The sequence below is a fragment of the Stenotrophomonas sp. PS02298 genome, assembly GCF_029959445.1.
In the GTDB taxonomy this organism is placed as follows: domain Bacteria; phylum Pseudomonadota; class Gammaproteobacteria; order Xanthomonadales; family Xanthomonadaceae; genus Stenotrophomonas.
Genome location: NZ_JASCOR010000002.1, coordinates 1 through 14,308, shown reverse-complemented (window position 1 = coordinate 14,308; position 14,308 = coordinate 1). Strand labels below are relative to the sequence as shown.

General features: G+C 64.1%; 22 protein-coding genes and 2 tRNA genes. 20 read left to right on the top strand and 4 right to left on the bottom strand.

The features are described from left to right. Positions 1–65: 65 nt before the first annotated feature. The 18 genes from QMX78_RS00510 to QMX78_RS00425 are packed head-to-tail and all read left to right on the top strand — an operon-like array spanning position 66 to position 9,301. Positions 66–305, top strand: a complete 240-nt coding sequence (locus QMX78_RS00510) for a hypothetical protein (RefSeq protein WP_282265540.1) — start codon at positions 66–68, stop codon at positions 303–305. Continuing rightward, positions 302–478: a hypothetical protein gene (locus tag QMX78_RS00505; protein WP_282265538.1), complete on the top strand. Its 177-nt coding sequence runs from the start codon at positions 302–304 to the stop codon at positions 476–478. The genes QMX78_RS00510 and QMX78_RS00505 overlap by 4 nt, the downstream gene beginning before the upstream one ends. Next, positions 460–1,368, top strand: a complete 909-nt coding sequence (locus tag QMX78_RS00500; RefSeq protein ID WP_282265536.1) for a recombination-associated protein RdgC — start codon at positions 460–462, stop codon at positions 1,366–1,368. Before QMX78_RS00505 ends, QMX78_RS00500 begins: the two co-directional genes overlap by 19 nt. Before the next feature lie 2 nt (positions 1,369–1,370). Next, positions 1,371–1,967, top strand: coding sequence for a hypothetical protein (locus QMX78_RS00495; protein WP_282265535.1), 597 nt, complete (start codon positions 1,371–1,373; stop codon positions 1,965–1,967). A gap of 11 nt (positions 1,968–1,978) precedes the next feature. Further along, entirely contained in the window at positions 1,979–2,272 is a 294-nt protein-coding gene (locus tag QMX78_RS00490; protein ID WP_282265533.1) for a hypothetical protein, read from the top strand. 56 nt (positions 2,273–2,328) lie between these two features. After that, complete coding sequence (gene csrA, locus QMX78_RS00485) at positions 2,329–2,517, top strand: carbon storage regulator CsrA (RefSeq protein WP_282265531.1); 189 nt, start codon at positions 2,329–2,331, stop codon at positions 2,515–2,517. Then, on the top strand, positions 2,514–2,945 hold the full coding sequence (locus QMX78_RS00480; protein WP_282265529.1) for a hypothetical protein: 432 nt from the start codon (positions 2,514–2,516) through the stop codon (positions 2,943–2,945). The genes csrA and QMX78_RS00480 overlap by 4 nt, the downstream gene beginning before the upstream one ends. Then, entirely contained in the window at positions 2,920–3,624 is a 705-nt protein-coding gene (locus tag QMX78_RS00475; protein WP_282265527.1) for an HNH endonuclease, read from the top strand. The genes QMX78_RS00480 and QMX78_RS00475 overlap by 26 nt, the downstream gene beginning before the upstream one ends. Next, complete coding sequence (locus QMX78_RS00470) at positions 3,605–3,856, top strand: hypothetical protein (RefSeq protein ID WP_282265526.1); 252 nt, start codon at positions 3,605–3,607, stop codon at positions 3,854–3,856. Before QMX78_RS00475 ends, QMX78_RS00470 begins: the two co-directional genes overlap by 20 nt. Next, positions 3,856–5,040: a hypothetical protein gene (locus QMX78_RS00465; protein WP_282265524.1), complete on the top strand. Its 1,185-nt coding sequence runs from the start codon at positions 3,856–3,858 to the stop codon at positions 5,038–5,040. The genes QMX78_RS00470 and QMX78_RS00465 overlap by 1 nt, the downstream gene beginning before the upstream one ends. After that, positions 5,037–5,981 (top strand): hypothetical protein, encoded by a 945-nt coding sequence (locus tag QMX78_RS00460; protein ID WP_282265523.1) that lies wholly within the window; start codon positions 5,037–5,039, stop codon positions 5,979–5,981. Before QMX78_RS00465 ends, QMX78_RS00460 begins: the two co-directional genes overlap by 4 nt. Then, complete coding sequence (locus QMX78_RS00455) at positions 5,981–6,610, top strand: J domain-containing protein (protein ID WP_282265521.1); 630 nt, start codon at positions 5,981–5,983, stop codon at positions 6,608–6,610. The genes QMX78_RS00460 and QMX78_RS00455 overlap by 1 nt, the downstream gene beginning before the upstream one ends. Next, on the top strand, positions 6,607–6,975 hold the full coding sequence (locus QMX78_RS00450; protein WP_282265519.1) for a VVA0879 family protein: 369 nt from the start codon (positions 6,607–6,609) through the stop codon (positions 6,973–6,975). The genes QMX78_RS00455 and QMX78_RS00450 overlap by 4 nt, the downstream gene beginning before the upstream one ends. Beyond that, positions 6,872–7,462, top strand: a complete 591-nt coding sequence (locus tag QMX78_RS00445) for a DUF1643 domain-containing protein (protein ID WP_343239136.1) — start codon at positions 6,872–6,874, stop codon at positions 7,460–7,462. Before QMX78_RS00450 ends, QMX78_RS00445 begins: the two co-directional genes overlap by 104 nt. Next, entirely contained in the window at positions 7,459–7,959 is a 501-nt protein-coding gene (locus tag QMX78_RS00440; RefSeq protein ID WP_282265515.1) for a hypothetical protein, read from the top strand. Before QMX78_RS00445 ends, QMX78_RS00440 begins: the two co-directional genes overlap by 4 nt. After that, positions 7,952–8,632, top strand: a complete 681-nt coding sequence (locus QMX78_RS00435; RefSeq protein ID WP_282265512.1) for a hypothetical protein — start codon at positions 7,952–7,954, stop codon at positions 8,630–8,632. Before QMX78_RS00440 ends, QMX78_RS00435 begins: the two co-directional genes overlap by 8 nt. After that, positions 8,622–8,831, top strand: a complete 210-nt coding sequence (locus tag QMX78_RS00430) for a hypothetical protein (protein WP_282265509.1) — start codon at positions 8,622–8,624, stop codon at positions 8,829–8,831. The genes QMX78_RS00435 and QMX78_RS00430 overlap by 11 nt, the downstream gene beginning before the upstream one ends. Then, on the top strand, positions 8,828–9,301 hold the full coding sequence (locus QMX78_RS00425; RefSeq protein ID WP_282265507.1) for a hypothetical protein: 474 nt from the start codon (positions 8,828–8,830) through the stop codon (positions 9,299–9,301). The genes QMX78_RS00430 and QMX78_RS00425 overlap by 4 nt, the downstream gene beginning before the upstream one ends. A 112-nt stretch (positions 9,302–9,413) precedes the next feature. Here QMX78_RS00425 and QMX78_RS00420 read toward each other — a convergent pair whose 3' ends face one another. From QMX78_RS00420 to uvrB, 3 genes are all read right to left on the bottom strand, one after another. Next, positions 9,414–10,349 carry a hypothetical protein gene (locus QMX78_RS00420; RefSeq protein WP_282265506.1) on the bottom strand — a complete coding sequence of 312 codons (936 nt, stop codon included), beginning with the start codon at positions 10,347–10,349 and terminating at the stop codon, positions 9,414–9,416. Positions 10,350–10,770: 421 nt separating this feature from the next. Next, a tRNA-Val gene (locus QMX78_RS00415) sits at positions 10,771–10,845 on the bottom strand. Between the two features lie 96 nt (positions 10,846–10,941). Beyond that, a complete protein-coding gene (gene uvrB, locus QMX78_RS00410) occupies positions 10,942–12,957 on the bottom strand; it encodes an excinuclease ABC subunit UvrB (protein ID WP_282265504.1) in 2,016 nt (671 codons plus the stop codon). A 212-nt stretch (positions 12,958–13,169) separates the two neighbouring features. Between uvrB and QMX78_RS00405 the strand changes: the two genes are divergently transcribed. Beyond that, complete coding sequence (locus tag QMX78_RS00405) at positions 13,170–13,670, top strand: GspH/FimT family pseudopilin (protein WP_282265502.1); 501 nt, start codon at positions 13,170–13,172, stop codon at positions 13,668–13,670. Positions 13,671–13,719: 49 nt separating this feature from the next. Continuing rightward, positions 13,720–13,796, top strand: a tRNA-Asn gene (locus tag QMX78_RS00400). 205 nt (positions 13,797–14,001) lie between these two features. Here QMX78_RS00400 and QMX78_RS00395 read toward each other — a convergent pair. Continuing rightward, on the bottom strand, positions 14,002–14,202 hold the full coding sequence (locus QMX78_RS00395) for a hypothetical protein (protein WP_282265500.1): 201 nt from the start codon (positions 14,200–14,202) through the stop codon (positions 14,002–14,004). Between the last annotated feature and the right edge of the window lie 106 nt (positions 14,203–14,308).

Sequence of the window (14,308 nt, the reverse complement as noted above, 5' to 3'; positions counted from 1 at the left end):
TGGTGCCTGCATCGCCGCGGTCCTGCCGGTGCTGCTGCTCAGCCTCCTCGCATGGAGCCCCTCCAGTGAATCAAGAGATTGGGTGTCTGAAGTACGGGTTGAACGCCGTTGTGTTCCGGAACTCGCGGGAGCGCACCGCCGAGGAGCGGATGAAGCGCTACTACGCCGCGTCGGTGGCTTATCCGCACCGCCAGCTGGCACTTCGCGAGCAGATCGGAGCCTCGCTACGTGCGGCATGGAAGGACGGCAAGCGCCCGAACCTGAAGCTGATCAGCCGCATGGTCGCCGCATTGGGGCGCTCATGAAGCTGTTCTTCGTCTACGCGCCGGGCATTGCCCGCCCTCATGAGGTGCTGGCCGAGGAGGAGGACGGCGCAGCCGCAGATGCCATCTACGCCTGGGGCATGACCGAACTGCCCGCCGGCACGTCCATCACTTCCGAGTCACCTGGAGACGCTTCATGTTCTTCCGCAACCTGACCATGTTCCGCTTCCCGGCGTCGGCCGACTTCTCGGTGATCGCCACGCTGTTGCCGCAGGTCCAGCTGAAGCCAGTTGGTGCGCTCGAGATGGTGTCCCGCGGCTTCATCTCCCCCTTCGGCCGCGAAGAGAAAGAGATCCTCTCGCACCGCATCGGCGATGCGCTGTGGCTGACCGTCGGTACCGAGTCGAAGATCCTGCCCAACACGGCGGTGAACGACGCTCTGGGCCGGAAGCTGGAGCAGATCGAACAGAACGAGGGTCGCAAGCCCGGCGGACGCGAACGCAAGCGTCTGAAGGATGACTTGCTGCACGAGCTGCTGCCGCGCGCGCTGACCACCAGTGGCCGCACCGACGTGCTGCTGGACCTCCAGCTCGGCTATGCCGTCGTCGACACGTCCAGCCGCAAGACTGGCGAGAACGTGATGAGCGACATCCGCGGCATGTTGGGCACCTTCCCGGCGATGCCGCTCAATGCCGAAGTGGCACCACGCTCGATCCTGACCAACTGGATTGCTGGCGAGTCGCTGCCCGATGGCCTGAGCCTGGGCGAAGAGTGCCAGCTGCAGGATCCGGCGCAGGGCGGCGCGGTCGTGAAGTGCCAGTACCAGGAACTGCGCTGCGACGAGATCGACAAGCATCTGGACGCCGGCAAGCAGGTCACCCGCTTGGCGCTGGTGCTCGAAGACAACCTGTCGTTCGTGCTCGGCGAGGACATGGTCGTTCGCAAGCTGAAGTTCCTGGACGGTGCGCTCGACAAGCTGGACCAGGTCGAGGAGGACAGCCGCCGCGCGGAGCTGGACGCCCGCTTCGCACTGCAGAGCGGTGAGATCCGCCGCCTGTTCCTGCTGTTGGAGCGCGTCTTCAAGATCTCGAAGGCGGGGGGCTGACCATGAAGCTCACCAAGATGTCCGACGTGGTCACCATCATCCGCGGCGGCGGATCCGTCCGGAAGACCGGTCAAGGCGGTCTGCTGGCGCTGTACGACGCCGACGGGAAGCAGGTCGACGCCTGGCAGAACGCCATCAAGGCAGCCGCAACGTTTCTCAGGTACGAACCGCTGGATCTGCCCGAGCCGGGTGCTGCCGCAACCACGACGATCTGCTTACGCGCTGAGCCCGAACGCCCAGTTTCCCCGACCGGCAAGCAGCAGAAGTTCGAGGTGCTGCGCGGCCGCGTGAAAGAACTTGCCGACTACTTCCGACTGGCCGGCAAGTGTCCCGAGCGGATCAGCCTCAGTCCTGCGGACTTCACCTACCTGCTCCGCAGCATCAACGCGCGCATTCGTGCAGACGCTCGCGCAGTGGCCCGCGCCGAGAACGAACGACGCAAGGCCGAAGGTGTCCGCGGCAAGCGCGTGAAGCCGGCCTACGTCGAGGCATGCGCCATGACCTGGGCGGGCATTCCACTTGTCGAGGGTCCTACGTATTCGAAGCACCGGTCCGTCGACCTCACGCCTACCCCCACCACCAGCGCATTGGCGCCGTAGGAGATCCACGCATGTTCCACCGCCCTCGCCTTCTGCTCGGCGTCGCACTTGCCTTGGGCACCAAGCTCGCAGGCAACCAGCCGATCCGTCCGCCGCAGCCGGCCCCGAAGCCTGAAATCAAGAAGGCCCGCCGGGTCGCTCGCTCCGAACGCTGGAGCGGCTTCCTCACTGATCGCCGGCGCTGGCTGATTCGCTGGGCCCCGAATGGCGGTGGCAATCGCGAACGCCAGCGCCGCTGCCGGCAGATTGCCGCCGGAACGCTCAACCGCTCCAACGGGCTTGTGCCCTTCAACCGCAACCACTGATCACCCCGTCCCGGCCGCGCCCCCACGGCCGGGCTCCATGGAAACAGGAGACACCAATGCTCGTTCTCACCCGCCGCGAAGGCGAAGTAATGCACATCGGCGACAACGTCGCCGTCACCGTCCTTGGCATCAAGGGCAACCAGGTGCGCATCGGAATCACGGCGCCGCGCGCTGTAAATGTTGCCCGCGAGGAGCTGCTCACGCCTGAAGAGCTAGCCAGCCGCCGGGAGGCCGAGCAGGCATGACTGAGCGCAGATTCAATCGAGCCGAGCGACGGGCATTGGCCGCCAAACACCGAGGGCTTCCGGAGGCATTGGTCGAAGTACCAATGCACCTGTGGCCAACGGCCATGGTCGGCCTGCAGCGGCCGCCTGAGCGGGTCTGGCGCAACCGCGACTTTCTGGTGCAGCAGTACGTCGAAAATGGCGCGCCGCCGCGTTTGTCCATCAATCGCGTGCGCATGTTGGGCAACGGCCGCTGGGCAGATGGAATCACCTGGGACGAGATCCAGAACCTCAAAGCCCAAGCCGGCTACGGGGACCGCTGGGCTGTGGAGATCTTTCCTGCAGCGCGCGACCTGGTAGACGTGGCCAACGTGCGCCATGTCTGGCTGCTCGACGATGCTCCCGAGTTCGCTTGGAGGCGCAATGAAGTTTCGCGCTCCGTGGACTGAGGACGAGGACGAGACCTTGCGCCTCAACTATCCCCACTTCCCAGCGTTCCTGATCGCACATGTGCTGGGCCGGCCGCGGTCGGCCGTGTATCGCCGTGCCGAGGTGCTTGGGCTCAGAAAGTCCGAAGATTTCGACGCGCACCCCCTTGCGCATCTGTGGAATGGGACGTGCGCGCCGGAGAGTATCGCTGCGCGCTTCCAGCCCGGGCAGGTCCCGCCCAACAAGGGGTTGCGTCGCCCAGGTTGGCACGCCGGCCGAATGAGGGAGACCCAGTTCAAGAAGGGACGGCCAGCCCATGAGGCCCGCAACTATGTGGCGATCGGTACCGAGAAGATCTGCCCGAGACGCAGGGTGCTGATGCGCAAGATCACGGACGACCCATCCATCTTTTCGGTCAAACGCTGGCGCCCCGTACACGTGATGGTCTGGGAAGCCGCCCACGGTCCAGTGGCCGACGGGCACATCGTGGTGTTCAAGCCTGGGCTGAAGTCCTTCGTGGCCACCGAAATCACCGCTGACCGACTGGAGCAGATCTCGCTCGCCGAGAACATGCGTCGCAACAGCTTCCACACCCGCTACCCGAAGGAGCTGGCCGAGCTCGTGCTGCTCAAGGCCCGCATCACCCGAAAGATCAACCAGCGCACGAAGGAGCAGCGCGATGAAGAACAAAGTCAGTGACGTCCGCGACCACCTGGTCGCGATGCTTGAGGCGCTTGGTGATGAGACCGCGCCAGCCGAAAAGATGGCCCTGACCATCGAACGCGCCAAAGCGACCTCGCAGGTCGCCAACACCTACATCGCCGCAGTGAAGATCGAGCTGGATGCAATCGAGCTCTTCGACGAAGTCGGCCGCACCACCGTCGCAGTGGATCCGCCGCCGCGCACCCCCGCCCTTCCTGGAGCCCGCTGATGTCTACCCCCCGCAACCCCATCCTTATTGGCCAGGCCGAGGTCATCGACGTGCTGCCGCCCGAGGTGCGCACCATGCTGCAGCGCCAGGGCATCTACTTGGCCAGCGACAGCGCGCGCCCGGGCTTCACGGTTCCATTGGTGGTCAACGCCGATGGCGTCTGGTCCATGGAGATTGACGGGCGACTGGATCCCGAACACTTCCACAAGACCGTGCGCATTTCGGGGCCCTTCTTCGCTCCGGGCGAGGAAATCGACCCAGTGACTGCCAAGGACGCAGCATTCGCTGCCGCTCAGATCGACGAGCACGCGGTTATGCACGGTCTTGCCGACCGAATCGTCGGCAACGCAGCCCCTGACGAAGATGGCCGGCTGGAAGTCGCCTATGCGATCGCGCGTTACCTGGGCTTGGACTGGCCCGCCGCAGCGCCGGGGATCGACCCGGCCGACCCGTGGCGCGGCCTGTACGCCCCAGAGCTGATGCCCAAGCTGGATGGCGTCAAGGACTGGAGCGCGATCCATCCGGATCTGCCGCAGTGGCCGAACCCGGAAGACGAAGAGCGCGCCCTTGATCCGCTGGTAAGGGCGCAGGGCTTCGCGTTCGCCGTGGTCGACGGCGAATACCCGGACGAAGACCATGTTGCAGATGAGCCCGACGCTTGCGCTTGGCTGGCCAACTGGAAGCCCGCCGCGCCGGCAGGCGACCACTGGCGCCTTGTGATGGTCCACGACACCGAGGACGGCCCTGCCGCCGTCTTCGTTCGCCCGCTTGCAACGACCGACGCCGGCTCCAAGGGCGACCTGCATCCGGATAACCTGGCCGTGGACGCCTTCGCAGCTGCGATGAAAGCAAAGCTGGCCGAGGCCCGCGCCAAGGGTCGTAGCGGCTGGAATGAGGACGAGCCCGGCATGCAACAACGGCTTTCAGACATGCTGCGCGATCACGTCGAGAAAGGCGATCCGCGCGACGTGGCGAATTTCTGCATGTTCCTGCACCAGCGCAGCGAAACAATCGCCGTTGTAGTCCGCAGCGATGCCAGCGTACACGCCAAAAAGGCACTCGCTCACCTGTCGAACGCATTGGAAGACCTCACTTCAAACCCCGACCAGCGCCCTGTACCGCTGATCCGCGAAGCCATGTGGCATCTGCAGCAACTGCAGCAACTGGCAGGAGCGGCTCAATGACCGCCCTATCCTCCCTCGACTTCACCATCGAGCGCCGCACCGGCATCGACGTCGTCGTGTTCGCCAACGATAGCTGCAGGCCGGCCATGGAGACTGAGGTCGCCATGTGGAGCCGCCTGGCCAGCTCGATCAAGCCGATCACCCACGTGGTTGTCGCCGACACCGAAGAGTTCGGTACCGTCGCCTGTGGCTACTCAGGTAGCTCGGACGAGATCGCCCGTGCGGTGATGGCCAAGGCATGCGCCCAAGGCTATTCCGGTTCCTATCAGGACCGTCTGGCCGAGCTCGGCTGGCGCGTCGAACCCGTCTACCTGGCCGTGCCGCCAGAGGTCCAGACATTCCAGGAAGGCGTTTCCGACTGGATGGCGCAATGCTTCGTCCCTTCCCTCTACAGCAACATGACGGAGCGTGGTGATCGACTGCTGGAGGAGGTGTTGGAGCTGCTACAGGCGCACGGCTACGACCCGTCCCGTGTGGCCACACTGGTCGACTACGTGTTCAACCGGCCCGTGGGGCAACCCGCGCAGGAAGTTGGCGGCGTCATGGTCACCCTCGCCGGCTACTGCTGGGTGGCAGGCTTGGACATGCACGCCGCCGGCGACACCGAGCTGGTGCGCATCACCCAACCCGAGGTGATGGCGAAGATCCGCGCAAAGCAGGAAACCAAGAACTCGCTCCACTTCGATTCACCGCTGCCAGGGCAGCCCGCCGCCAGCGCCGATACGGCGCTGCTAGACGCCGTCCAGCGCAACCACTGGAAGCTGGCTCCAGTGGATCTGCCGACCGGCCTGGGCGACGCAGACGTGGGCTGGCGAGTCATCGAGGAAGACATGTCTGCTCCAAGCGGACGGCGCGTGGTTCACGAGCACGCCACAGATGACGTCCGCGCAGCGCTCCGCTATGCAATTGATGCCACGAACAGCATCGCCGGAGAGGATTGATGTCCATTCCAGCATTTCCTCTCGCTTGGCCGGTCGGCTGGCGACGTACGGCAGGCGGCGCCCGTTCCAGCGCCAAGTTCGGCAAGCGCGTGCGAAGCAACCAGGGCAGCTGGAACACCAAGGCCGAACTCACGATCGCTCAGGCCATCGAGAGGGTGCGCACCCAGCTGAAGATGATGGGCATCCACGACGACGACCTGGTCGTGAGCACCAACCTCGAGCTGCGCCTTGACGGCTGGCCGCGATCCAACCAGCGCGAGCCATCTGACCCCGGCGTCGCCGTCTACTGGTCCGACCGCTACAGCCGCGGGAATCCGCCGCGGTGCATGGCAATCGACCGCTACGACCGGGTAGCCGACAACCTCGCTGCCGTGGCCGCCACGCTGGAAGCCATGCGCGCAATCGAGCGCCACGGCGGTGCCGAGATCCTCGAGCGGGCTTTCACCGGTTTTGCTGCCCTGCCTTCGTCAGCGCGCGAGCGGTGGTCGACCGTCCTCGATCCGCTCGACCCACAGGGGAGCTACCGGCGACTGCGCTCCAAGCACCACCCCGACAACGGCGGCAATCGCGAGCAGTTCGAGCGCGTGCAGCAGGCGTGGGAAGACTATCAACAGGAGGTATCGAGTTGAAAACCCTGACCGTTTCCGAATTCCGCGCAGCGATCGCCGCTCAAAAGGTTGATCGCGAAGACATCGCCTTCATCTGCCCACGGTGCGCGACGGTGCAGTCAGCTCGTAGCCTCATCGCTGCCGGTGCTGGCGTGGACTTTGATTCCGTCGAAAGGTACCTCGGCTTCTCCTGCATCGGTCGGTTCACCGGCGCCGGCAGCGCGCGGACGAAACCGGATGGCGCTCCCTGCAACTGGACTCTGGGTGGCCTGTTTCAGCTCCATGAGCTCGAGGTGGTCACCGAGGACGGAAAAGCCCATCCGCACTTTGAGGTGGCAACGCCTGAGCAGGCCCGCACGATCATCGAGGCCGCCGACAATGTCTGAAAGCGCAGTCATCAGCCCCTGTGGCGCTTATCGCTACGTCCTGACCAGGACATCAGAGGTCGTGCACCCAGATCGCGGAACGGCGCTGTTCCTCATGCTCAACCCGAGCACGGCAGACGCCACGCAGGACGATCCAACCATCCGCCGCTGCAGGGGCTTCGCCCGGTCCTGGGGATGCGCAGGCCTGACCGTGGCCAACCTCTTTGCCCTACGCGCCACGGATCCATCGGCGCTGCAGCGGCATACGGCCCCAATCGGGCCTGATAACGACGCTTGGCTGCGCAGGCTGGCGGCCGAGCACATGGACGTTGTGTGCGCCTGGGGCGCCCTACCATTTGCAGCGGCCAGGGCATCGGATGTCGCCCTGATCCTCCGAGCTGCTGGTGCCCGCCTATGGTGCTTGGGCACCACAAAGCACGGCGCGCCACGCCACCCGCTCTATGTCCGCGGCGATCAAACGCTGGTCCCGTGGGAGGTGTCCCAGTGAGCACTTCTGCACTTTGTGCTGTGTTCAAAACGAAGGCTGTCCCTGTTGCTGAGTACCGGAATGGTTACGGCACTGGGCCAGTGATCTGGACGTATCTCTCTGACCGCTATTTGGGCGGTAGGAACTGGGGGTCCGCAGGTGGCGAGCTCTGGGCGCTGGCCAAGGACGAAAGCATCCCGTTCAGTTTGCGAGCCGCACACGCAATGACCTTCGACCAAGCATTGGTACGCCCCACCGACTGCCTGAGCTTCGCCTGTTTGATTGAGGAAGCCGCGGCAATTCTTGAACAGTGGAACCCGGAATATGTGAACCATTTCGGGGCAATCGCATCCGACTTAAAAGGCATCCAACTGGATCATCGAGCGTTAGGCATGGGCCTGTGTTGCAGCTCTGTTGCCGACGTTTGGAGATCGTGGCAGGGCATCAAGACCGGCCGACGTCCGGTCGATTGTCTGGCATACATCACTGGCCGCGAATATGGGGTGTCCCATGGATGACCGGCAGCGCGCCAGGGAGTTGCTGGCGGAGGAATACGAGCGCGTCGGATCGGTGGAAGCTGCCCGGAGCTTGCGGGCCAACGATGCCATCTGGAACGACAGCGCGACGGTCGCGGCCATCGAGTCAGCACTGGCGCACGCCGCCCAACACGCCGCGCCAGAGGTGGGTCGCATTCTCGCGCTCCTGGAACAGTGGGAGCAGCGGGCCGCGAAGGCTTACCCAGTCGACGCCATGCTGATCAACAAGCACATCCGTGAGCTTGGCTCAGTCCTCCGTGGGGAGAACCTGCTCGATCAGCAGCGTGTCGCCGTCGTGGCCGACAGTTCGCAGGTTGTTCCGCCTGCCACACTCAGGGCACATGAAGTGCATCCCGAAGCTGTCGATAGCGGGCTCAACCTCGGTGAAGCCGGTGAACGTCTCGTGGCAGCGGATGCACTGGAGCATGCCTCCGGTGTACGCCAGAACTGTGACGGTTCGGCTACCGCGCTGGAGGTTCCGGTCTATGGCTGGGTAATCACTGGACCGAACGGTAGCTACTTCTGCCCCGCATCGGCCCGACATGTGATGGAGGCCAACTCAACCGATCTTTCCAAAGAGCTTGGGATCACTGTCGTGGAGGTCTACACACGAGAACTCGCCGCCCGCCCGCAGGGGGTGAAGGATGCGGGTTGATCAACGACGGGCACAGCTCGAACGTGTGCTGGACTACATGGCCTACGCGCACTCCAGGTGGATCGCTTGCGACAAGCAAATTGACCTGTTCAACGGCGACTTGTACGGGTTCTGGCACCAGCTCTGGCGGGCACTGGATGCTGAAGGCTGCCGCATCCTGCAGACCATCATGAACAGCCCGCAGGAGACGAGTCGATGAGCCGACGTTATGGCAGGAACCAGCGTCGCCGGGCTCGTGCCCACGCTGCCGAGCTTGAAGCTCGGGCCGAAGAACTGCAGCAACAAGCCTCCAGCACGCGGTCTGAGGCAAACACCTATCGCTGGCAGTTGGCAGACGTCCGCGAGGTTCTGGGCCCACACTTCATGGGGCTTCCACCGCAGATGCTCGGCGCAGAGATCTGGCGCCTCTACGAGTTGGACCGGGCCCGCCTGCCTGGCCCTGCGGATGACGCTATCGAAGTGCGCGCGATGACCTACGAAACCGTCGTCGACAGCGCAGACCCGACACACTACATGCACTTCCTGGTGCGCTTAGCTGGCGGGGAAGTGGCATACGCCATTTCCTCGGCTGCCTTGCGTAACGCACCAGCCGAAGTGGTTGCCCGCAAGATCGGCCACCAGCTGGCCACACGACTGGTCCGTGATCTCCGGAGGGCAGGCCTGCGATGAGCGTTGCGCAATCTCGAGGGTTGCCGAGGGCAGAGGGGGGCGCCAACGTGCTGACCGCGCCCCCTACCCAACTGGCATCGCCAAGCCCCCTGCCCACCCTCTATTCCGAGGATCAGGTGGCGGCCTGGCTCGGTGTATCGGTGAGGACGCTGCAGCGGCTGCGCAAGGCCGGCCAGATTCGATGGCGCGACCTGTGCGGCACCCCGAAATACACCTTGGAAGACCTCGAATGGCTGTTGACGCAAAATCTGAACGGACCGGTGACACCGACCGGATCGCCTACCGAATTACGGACGAATACGCCATCGTGCGCCGCGACGGGACCCCGCTCCTCTACCTCGAATGGCGCGAGAACGGGCGGCCGGTCCGGCGCTCTACACGCTGCGCAGATCTTGAGCAGGCAAAGCAAGCTGCCAGAAGGCTGATTCTTGAGTACGCGCAAGTGCGTGACACGCCCCCGGCGGACGCCGGCATCGCCGACGTGGTGGAACGTTACTACCTGCGTCACGGGCAGCACCTCGCTAGCGCAGAGACCGCCAAGCGCGCCAGCGACGTGTGGGCCGAGTTCTTTGGCCAAGACACCGTCGACACCCTCCTCCCGCCGCGCCAGCGCGCGTTCTTGAAGTGGATGATCGTCAACAAAGGCTGGACTGAGTCGTATGCCCGGCGCGTGCTTGGCGTCGGCAAGGCAGCCCTGAACCTTGCTTGGGAGGACCAGGAGATCACTCGGGTGCCGTTTGTCCGACTGCCCGCTATCGGCGCCGGATACCCGCACTACGCGAAGCGGGAGCAGCTGGTGCGGTTCCTCAATCAGGATATGCCCGACCACGTCTTTACCTACTGCATGATCCGACTCAACACGGGCTGCCGCGGGGACGCCACGTTGGACCTGCAGCCATTCCAGGTCGACACCCACATGGGCCTGATCAACCTCAATCCTGCCGGTCGCACCCAGACCAAGAAGTTCCGCCCGATCGTGCCCCTGACCGACTTCCTCGCCGCCTACCTGGGGAAGCTGCCCCGGGCCAGTCACTACGTGAACTGGCATGGCGAACAAATCGAAAGCGTGCGCACGACCTGGCGCAAGCTGCGCCAAAGCGCCGGGCTTCCCGCATGGTTCGTACCCAAGGTGATACGCCACACGGTCGGTACCGAGCTGCGGCGCCGCGGGGTGAAAGGCTGGGACGTCTCGGGCCAGATGGGCCACAAGAAGGGCGAGAGCTCGCCCACGACCGAGAACTACGCCAAGTTCGACCCTGAGTATCTGGCCGGGGCCAAACGCGCGCTGGATGACTGGATGTTGGAGTTGTCGGCAGAGGTGCCGAGGATGCGCGATGCCAGTGCGATGACAGTGGCCGTTTCGGCACCGGCAGAACTGCCGATGCCAGCTGATGCCAGTGCGATGCCACTGCAAACTGGCCCTTCAGACATTACTTCCACCGAAACCCCTGATACACCGAGGTTTAAGGTGGTGGGCGGTACAGGGTTCGAACCTGTGACCCCTACCATGTCAAGGTAGTGCTCTACCGCTGAGCTAACCGCCCTTCTCAACAACAATTAAGCGTTGCGAGGGCGCGTATCTTAACCCTGCTCTTCACGAAGAACAACCGTTTTCTGGAAATATTTCACACCCGGCCGGCTCAGCCCAGATTCGCCTCCTTCAGGCGATGGATCTGGTCGCGTATACGTGCGGCATCCTCGAACTCCAGGTCACGGGCGTGCTGGTACATGGTCTGCTCCAGCTCCTTGAGGCGTGCAGCCAGCTTGGCCGGCTCCAGCGGCAGGTAATCCGCCTCGGGCTCAGCCACGCGCCGGCCCTTGCCCTTCGCACTGGACTTGGGCGAGCTTTCCTCATGCGCCCCTTCCAGGATGTCGACGATGGGCCGCATCACCGACTGCGGCACGATGCCGTGCGCCTCGTTGTACTCCACCTGCTTCCGCCGACGACGGTCGGTCTCGTCGATCGCCGCCTGCATCGAGCGGGTGATCTTGTCGGCGTACAGGATCGCCTTGCCGCGCACATTGCGCGCCGCACGACCGATGGTCTGGATCAGCGAGCCGGTTGAACGCAGGAAGCCTTCCTTGTCGGCATCGAGGATCGCGACCAGCGACACCTCGGGCATATCCAGGCCTTCGCGCAGGAGGTTGATGCCGACCAGCACGTCGAACTTGCCCAGGCGCAGATCGCGGATGATTTCCACGCGTTCGACCGTATCCACGTCCGAGTGCAGGTAGCGCACGCGGATGCCGTGTTCACCCAGGTACTCGGTGAGGTTCTCGGCCATGCGCTTGGTCAGCGTGGTAACCAGCACGCGGTCGCCCATCTTGATGCGCTCAGTCGCCTGCGACATCAGGTCATCGACCTGGGTGCCAACCGGGCGGATCTCCACCTGCGGATCGATCAGGCCGGTCGGACGCACCACCAGCTCGGTGATGTCATCGCCCGACTCGCGCAGCTCGTACGGACCCGGCGTCGCCGACACATAGATGGCACGCGGCGAACGGGCCTCCCACTCTTCAAAACGGAGCGGCCGATTGTCCAGCGCTGAAGGCAGGCGGAAACCGAATTCGACCAGGGTTTCCTTGCGCGAACGGTCACCCTTGTACATGGCACCAATCTGCGGAATGGTCACGTGCGACTCGTCGATGACCAGCAACGCGTCAGGCGGCAGGTAATCGAACAGGGTCGGCGGCGGATCGCCAGCCGCCTTGCCGGTGAGGTGCCGCGAGTAATTCTCGATGCCGTTGCAGTATCCAACCTCGGCCATCATTTCCAGATCGTACTGGGTGCGCTGCGCCAGGCGCTGCGCTTCGACCAGCTTGTTCTGTGCGTACAACTGCTCCAGCCGCTCCTTCAGCTCGACCTTGATGGTCTCGACTGCCGCCAGCACACGCTCCCGCGTGGTCGCATAGTGGGTCTTTGGATAGATGGTGTAGCGCTGCATCTTGCGCAGGCTTTCGCCGGTGAGCGGATCGAACATGCTCAACTGCTCGATGTCACCATCGAACAACTCGATACGCAGCGCCTCGCTGTCCAGCTCGGCCGGGAACACATCGATCACCTCGCCGCGCACCCGGAAGGTGCCGCGCTGCAGCTCGTACTCGTTGCGGGTGTATTGCAGCTGGGTCAGATGCTTGATCAGGTCGCGCTGATCGATGCGCTCGCCCTTGGACAGGATCAGGCGCAGCGACAGATAGTCCTCCGGCGCACCGAGGCCATAGATGGCCGATACCGTCGCCACCACGATCGCATCCGGCCGCGACAGCAAGGTCTTGGTCGCGGCCAGGCGCATCTGCTCGATGTGCTCGTTGATCGAGCTGTCCTTTTCGATGAAGGTGTCCGACGACGGCACATAGGCCTCGGGCTGGTAGTAATCGTAATAGCTGACGAAGTACTCCACCGCGTTGTTCGGGAAGAACGCCTTGAACTCGCCGTACAACTGTGCCGCCAATGTCTTGTTCGGCGCCATCACCAGGGTCGGGCGCTGCACCTGCTGCACCACATTGGCAATGGTGTAGGTCTTGCCGGAGCCGGTCACACCCAGCAGGGTCTGCTTGGCGATGCCGGCCTCGAAATTGGCCACCAGCTTTTCGATGGCGGCCGGCTGGTCGCCGGCGGGCGAATACGGCGATACGAGCTGGAAGCTGTCGGACATGGCGAGTAGGACCTGCGTGGACCACTCAGTATAGCCAGCCCCGAGACGACGGCGCGGCAAGGGCTAACCCCATGTTCAGCCACCCGCTCCAGCGACACCGCCACCGCAAGGCTTTGGCGAGCATCACTGCTCCCAACCCCGATACCCGGCCCATGCCAGCCTCCCACCCAGACCGCAGGCGCCATCCAATTGCGCGCCAATACGGCGTCAGCATGGTCGAACTGCTCGTCTGCATCTGTGTGGCCGCAACGCTTGCCGGGGTGGCGGTCCCACAGTTTGCATCCATGATCGAGCGCAATCGCGCAATCGCCGCCAGCAACGCCGTGATGGCACAGCTCTACCTCGCCAGGACAACAGCAGTGAGCCGACGCACTGCAACCGTGCTCTGCCCGTCCCGCAATGGTGCTCAGTGCAGCAATGGCACCGACTGGTCGAAGGACTGGCTGATGTTTCTTGATCGCGACGGCAATGGCCGCCCCGACGCACCGACGGACATCATCCGCGCCGAACCGCCACCGGTTTCCGGCCTGCAACTATTCAGCACGGCCGGCAGAACCCGTATCCGGTATCTCCCTGACGGCCGCAGCAGCGGCTCAAACCTCACGCTATCCATCTGCGGCAGCGATGGCAGCCTGCTCAGCAAAGTGATAGTCAACAACGCAGGCCGCGCGCGCAGCCAGCGCGGCGGCAATGTCGACAGATGCACAAAATAGCCAAAAGGTGTTGCAACAATCTTCAGGGCTAAGTAGAATGCGCCTCCCCGCCCGAATAGCTCAGCCGGTTAGAGCACTTGACTGTTAATCAGGGGGTCGTTGGTTCGAGTCCAACTTCGGGCGCCATAGATTCAAACACTTAGGGTCGCGAAAGCGGCCCTTTTTGCTGCCCCACGTAAATTCGCACGTAAAATTCGCCCCTCCCTTGGGCAGACTCAGCCGCCATCTTTCGGCCCAGAATCTTGCGCAAAGCACTGCTGCGACCGCACATGAGAGCGGTAGCGACAGGTGGTCTCGCCGACTGCAAGCCCACCGACCCGCTCCCGCATCGCTATATCCGCAGCGCCTCTGCGGCGGGCGCGAAGCCCACCCATCGGCCCGTTCCGTCGATACCCCTTTCGGCTAGCAGCCGGCGGGCCACAGCCTGTACGTCGACATCACCGTGGTGGATCGCGAGCAGGAAGCGGGTGTCCAGCGCCGAGAGCTGCTCGGCGAGGTCGTGCTCCAGGCCTTGGCTTATCGCGCGGGGCATCGCATTGCTCCTGACAGGCGGGTGAACAGTGACGCTCAGGTGGCGGGCCCCCCCCCCCGCGGGGCCCCCCCCCCCCACGCCCCCCCCCCCGCCACCCCCCGGGCCG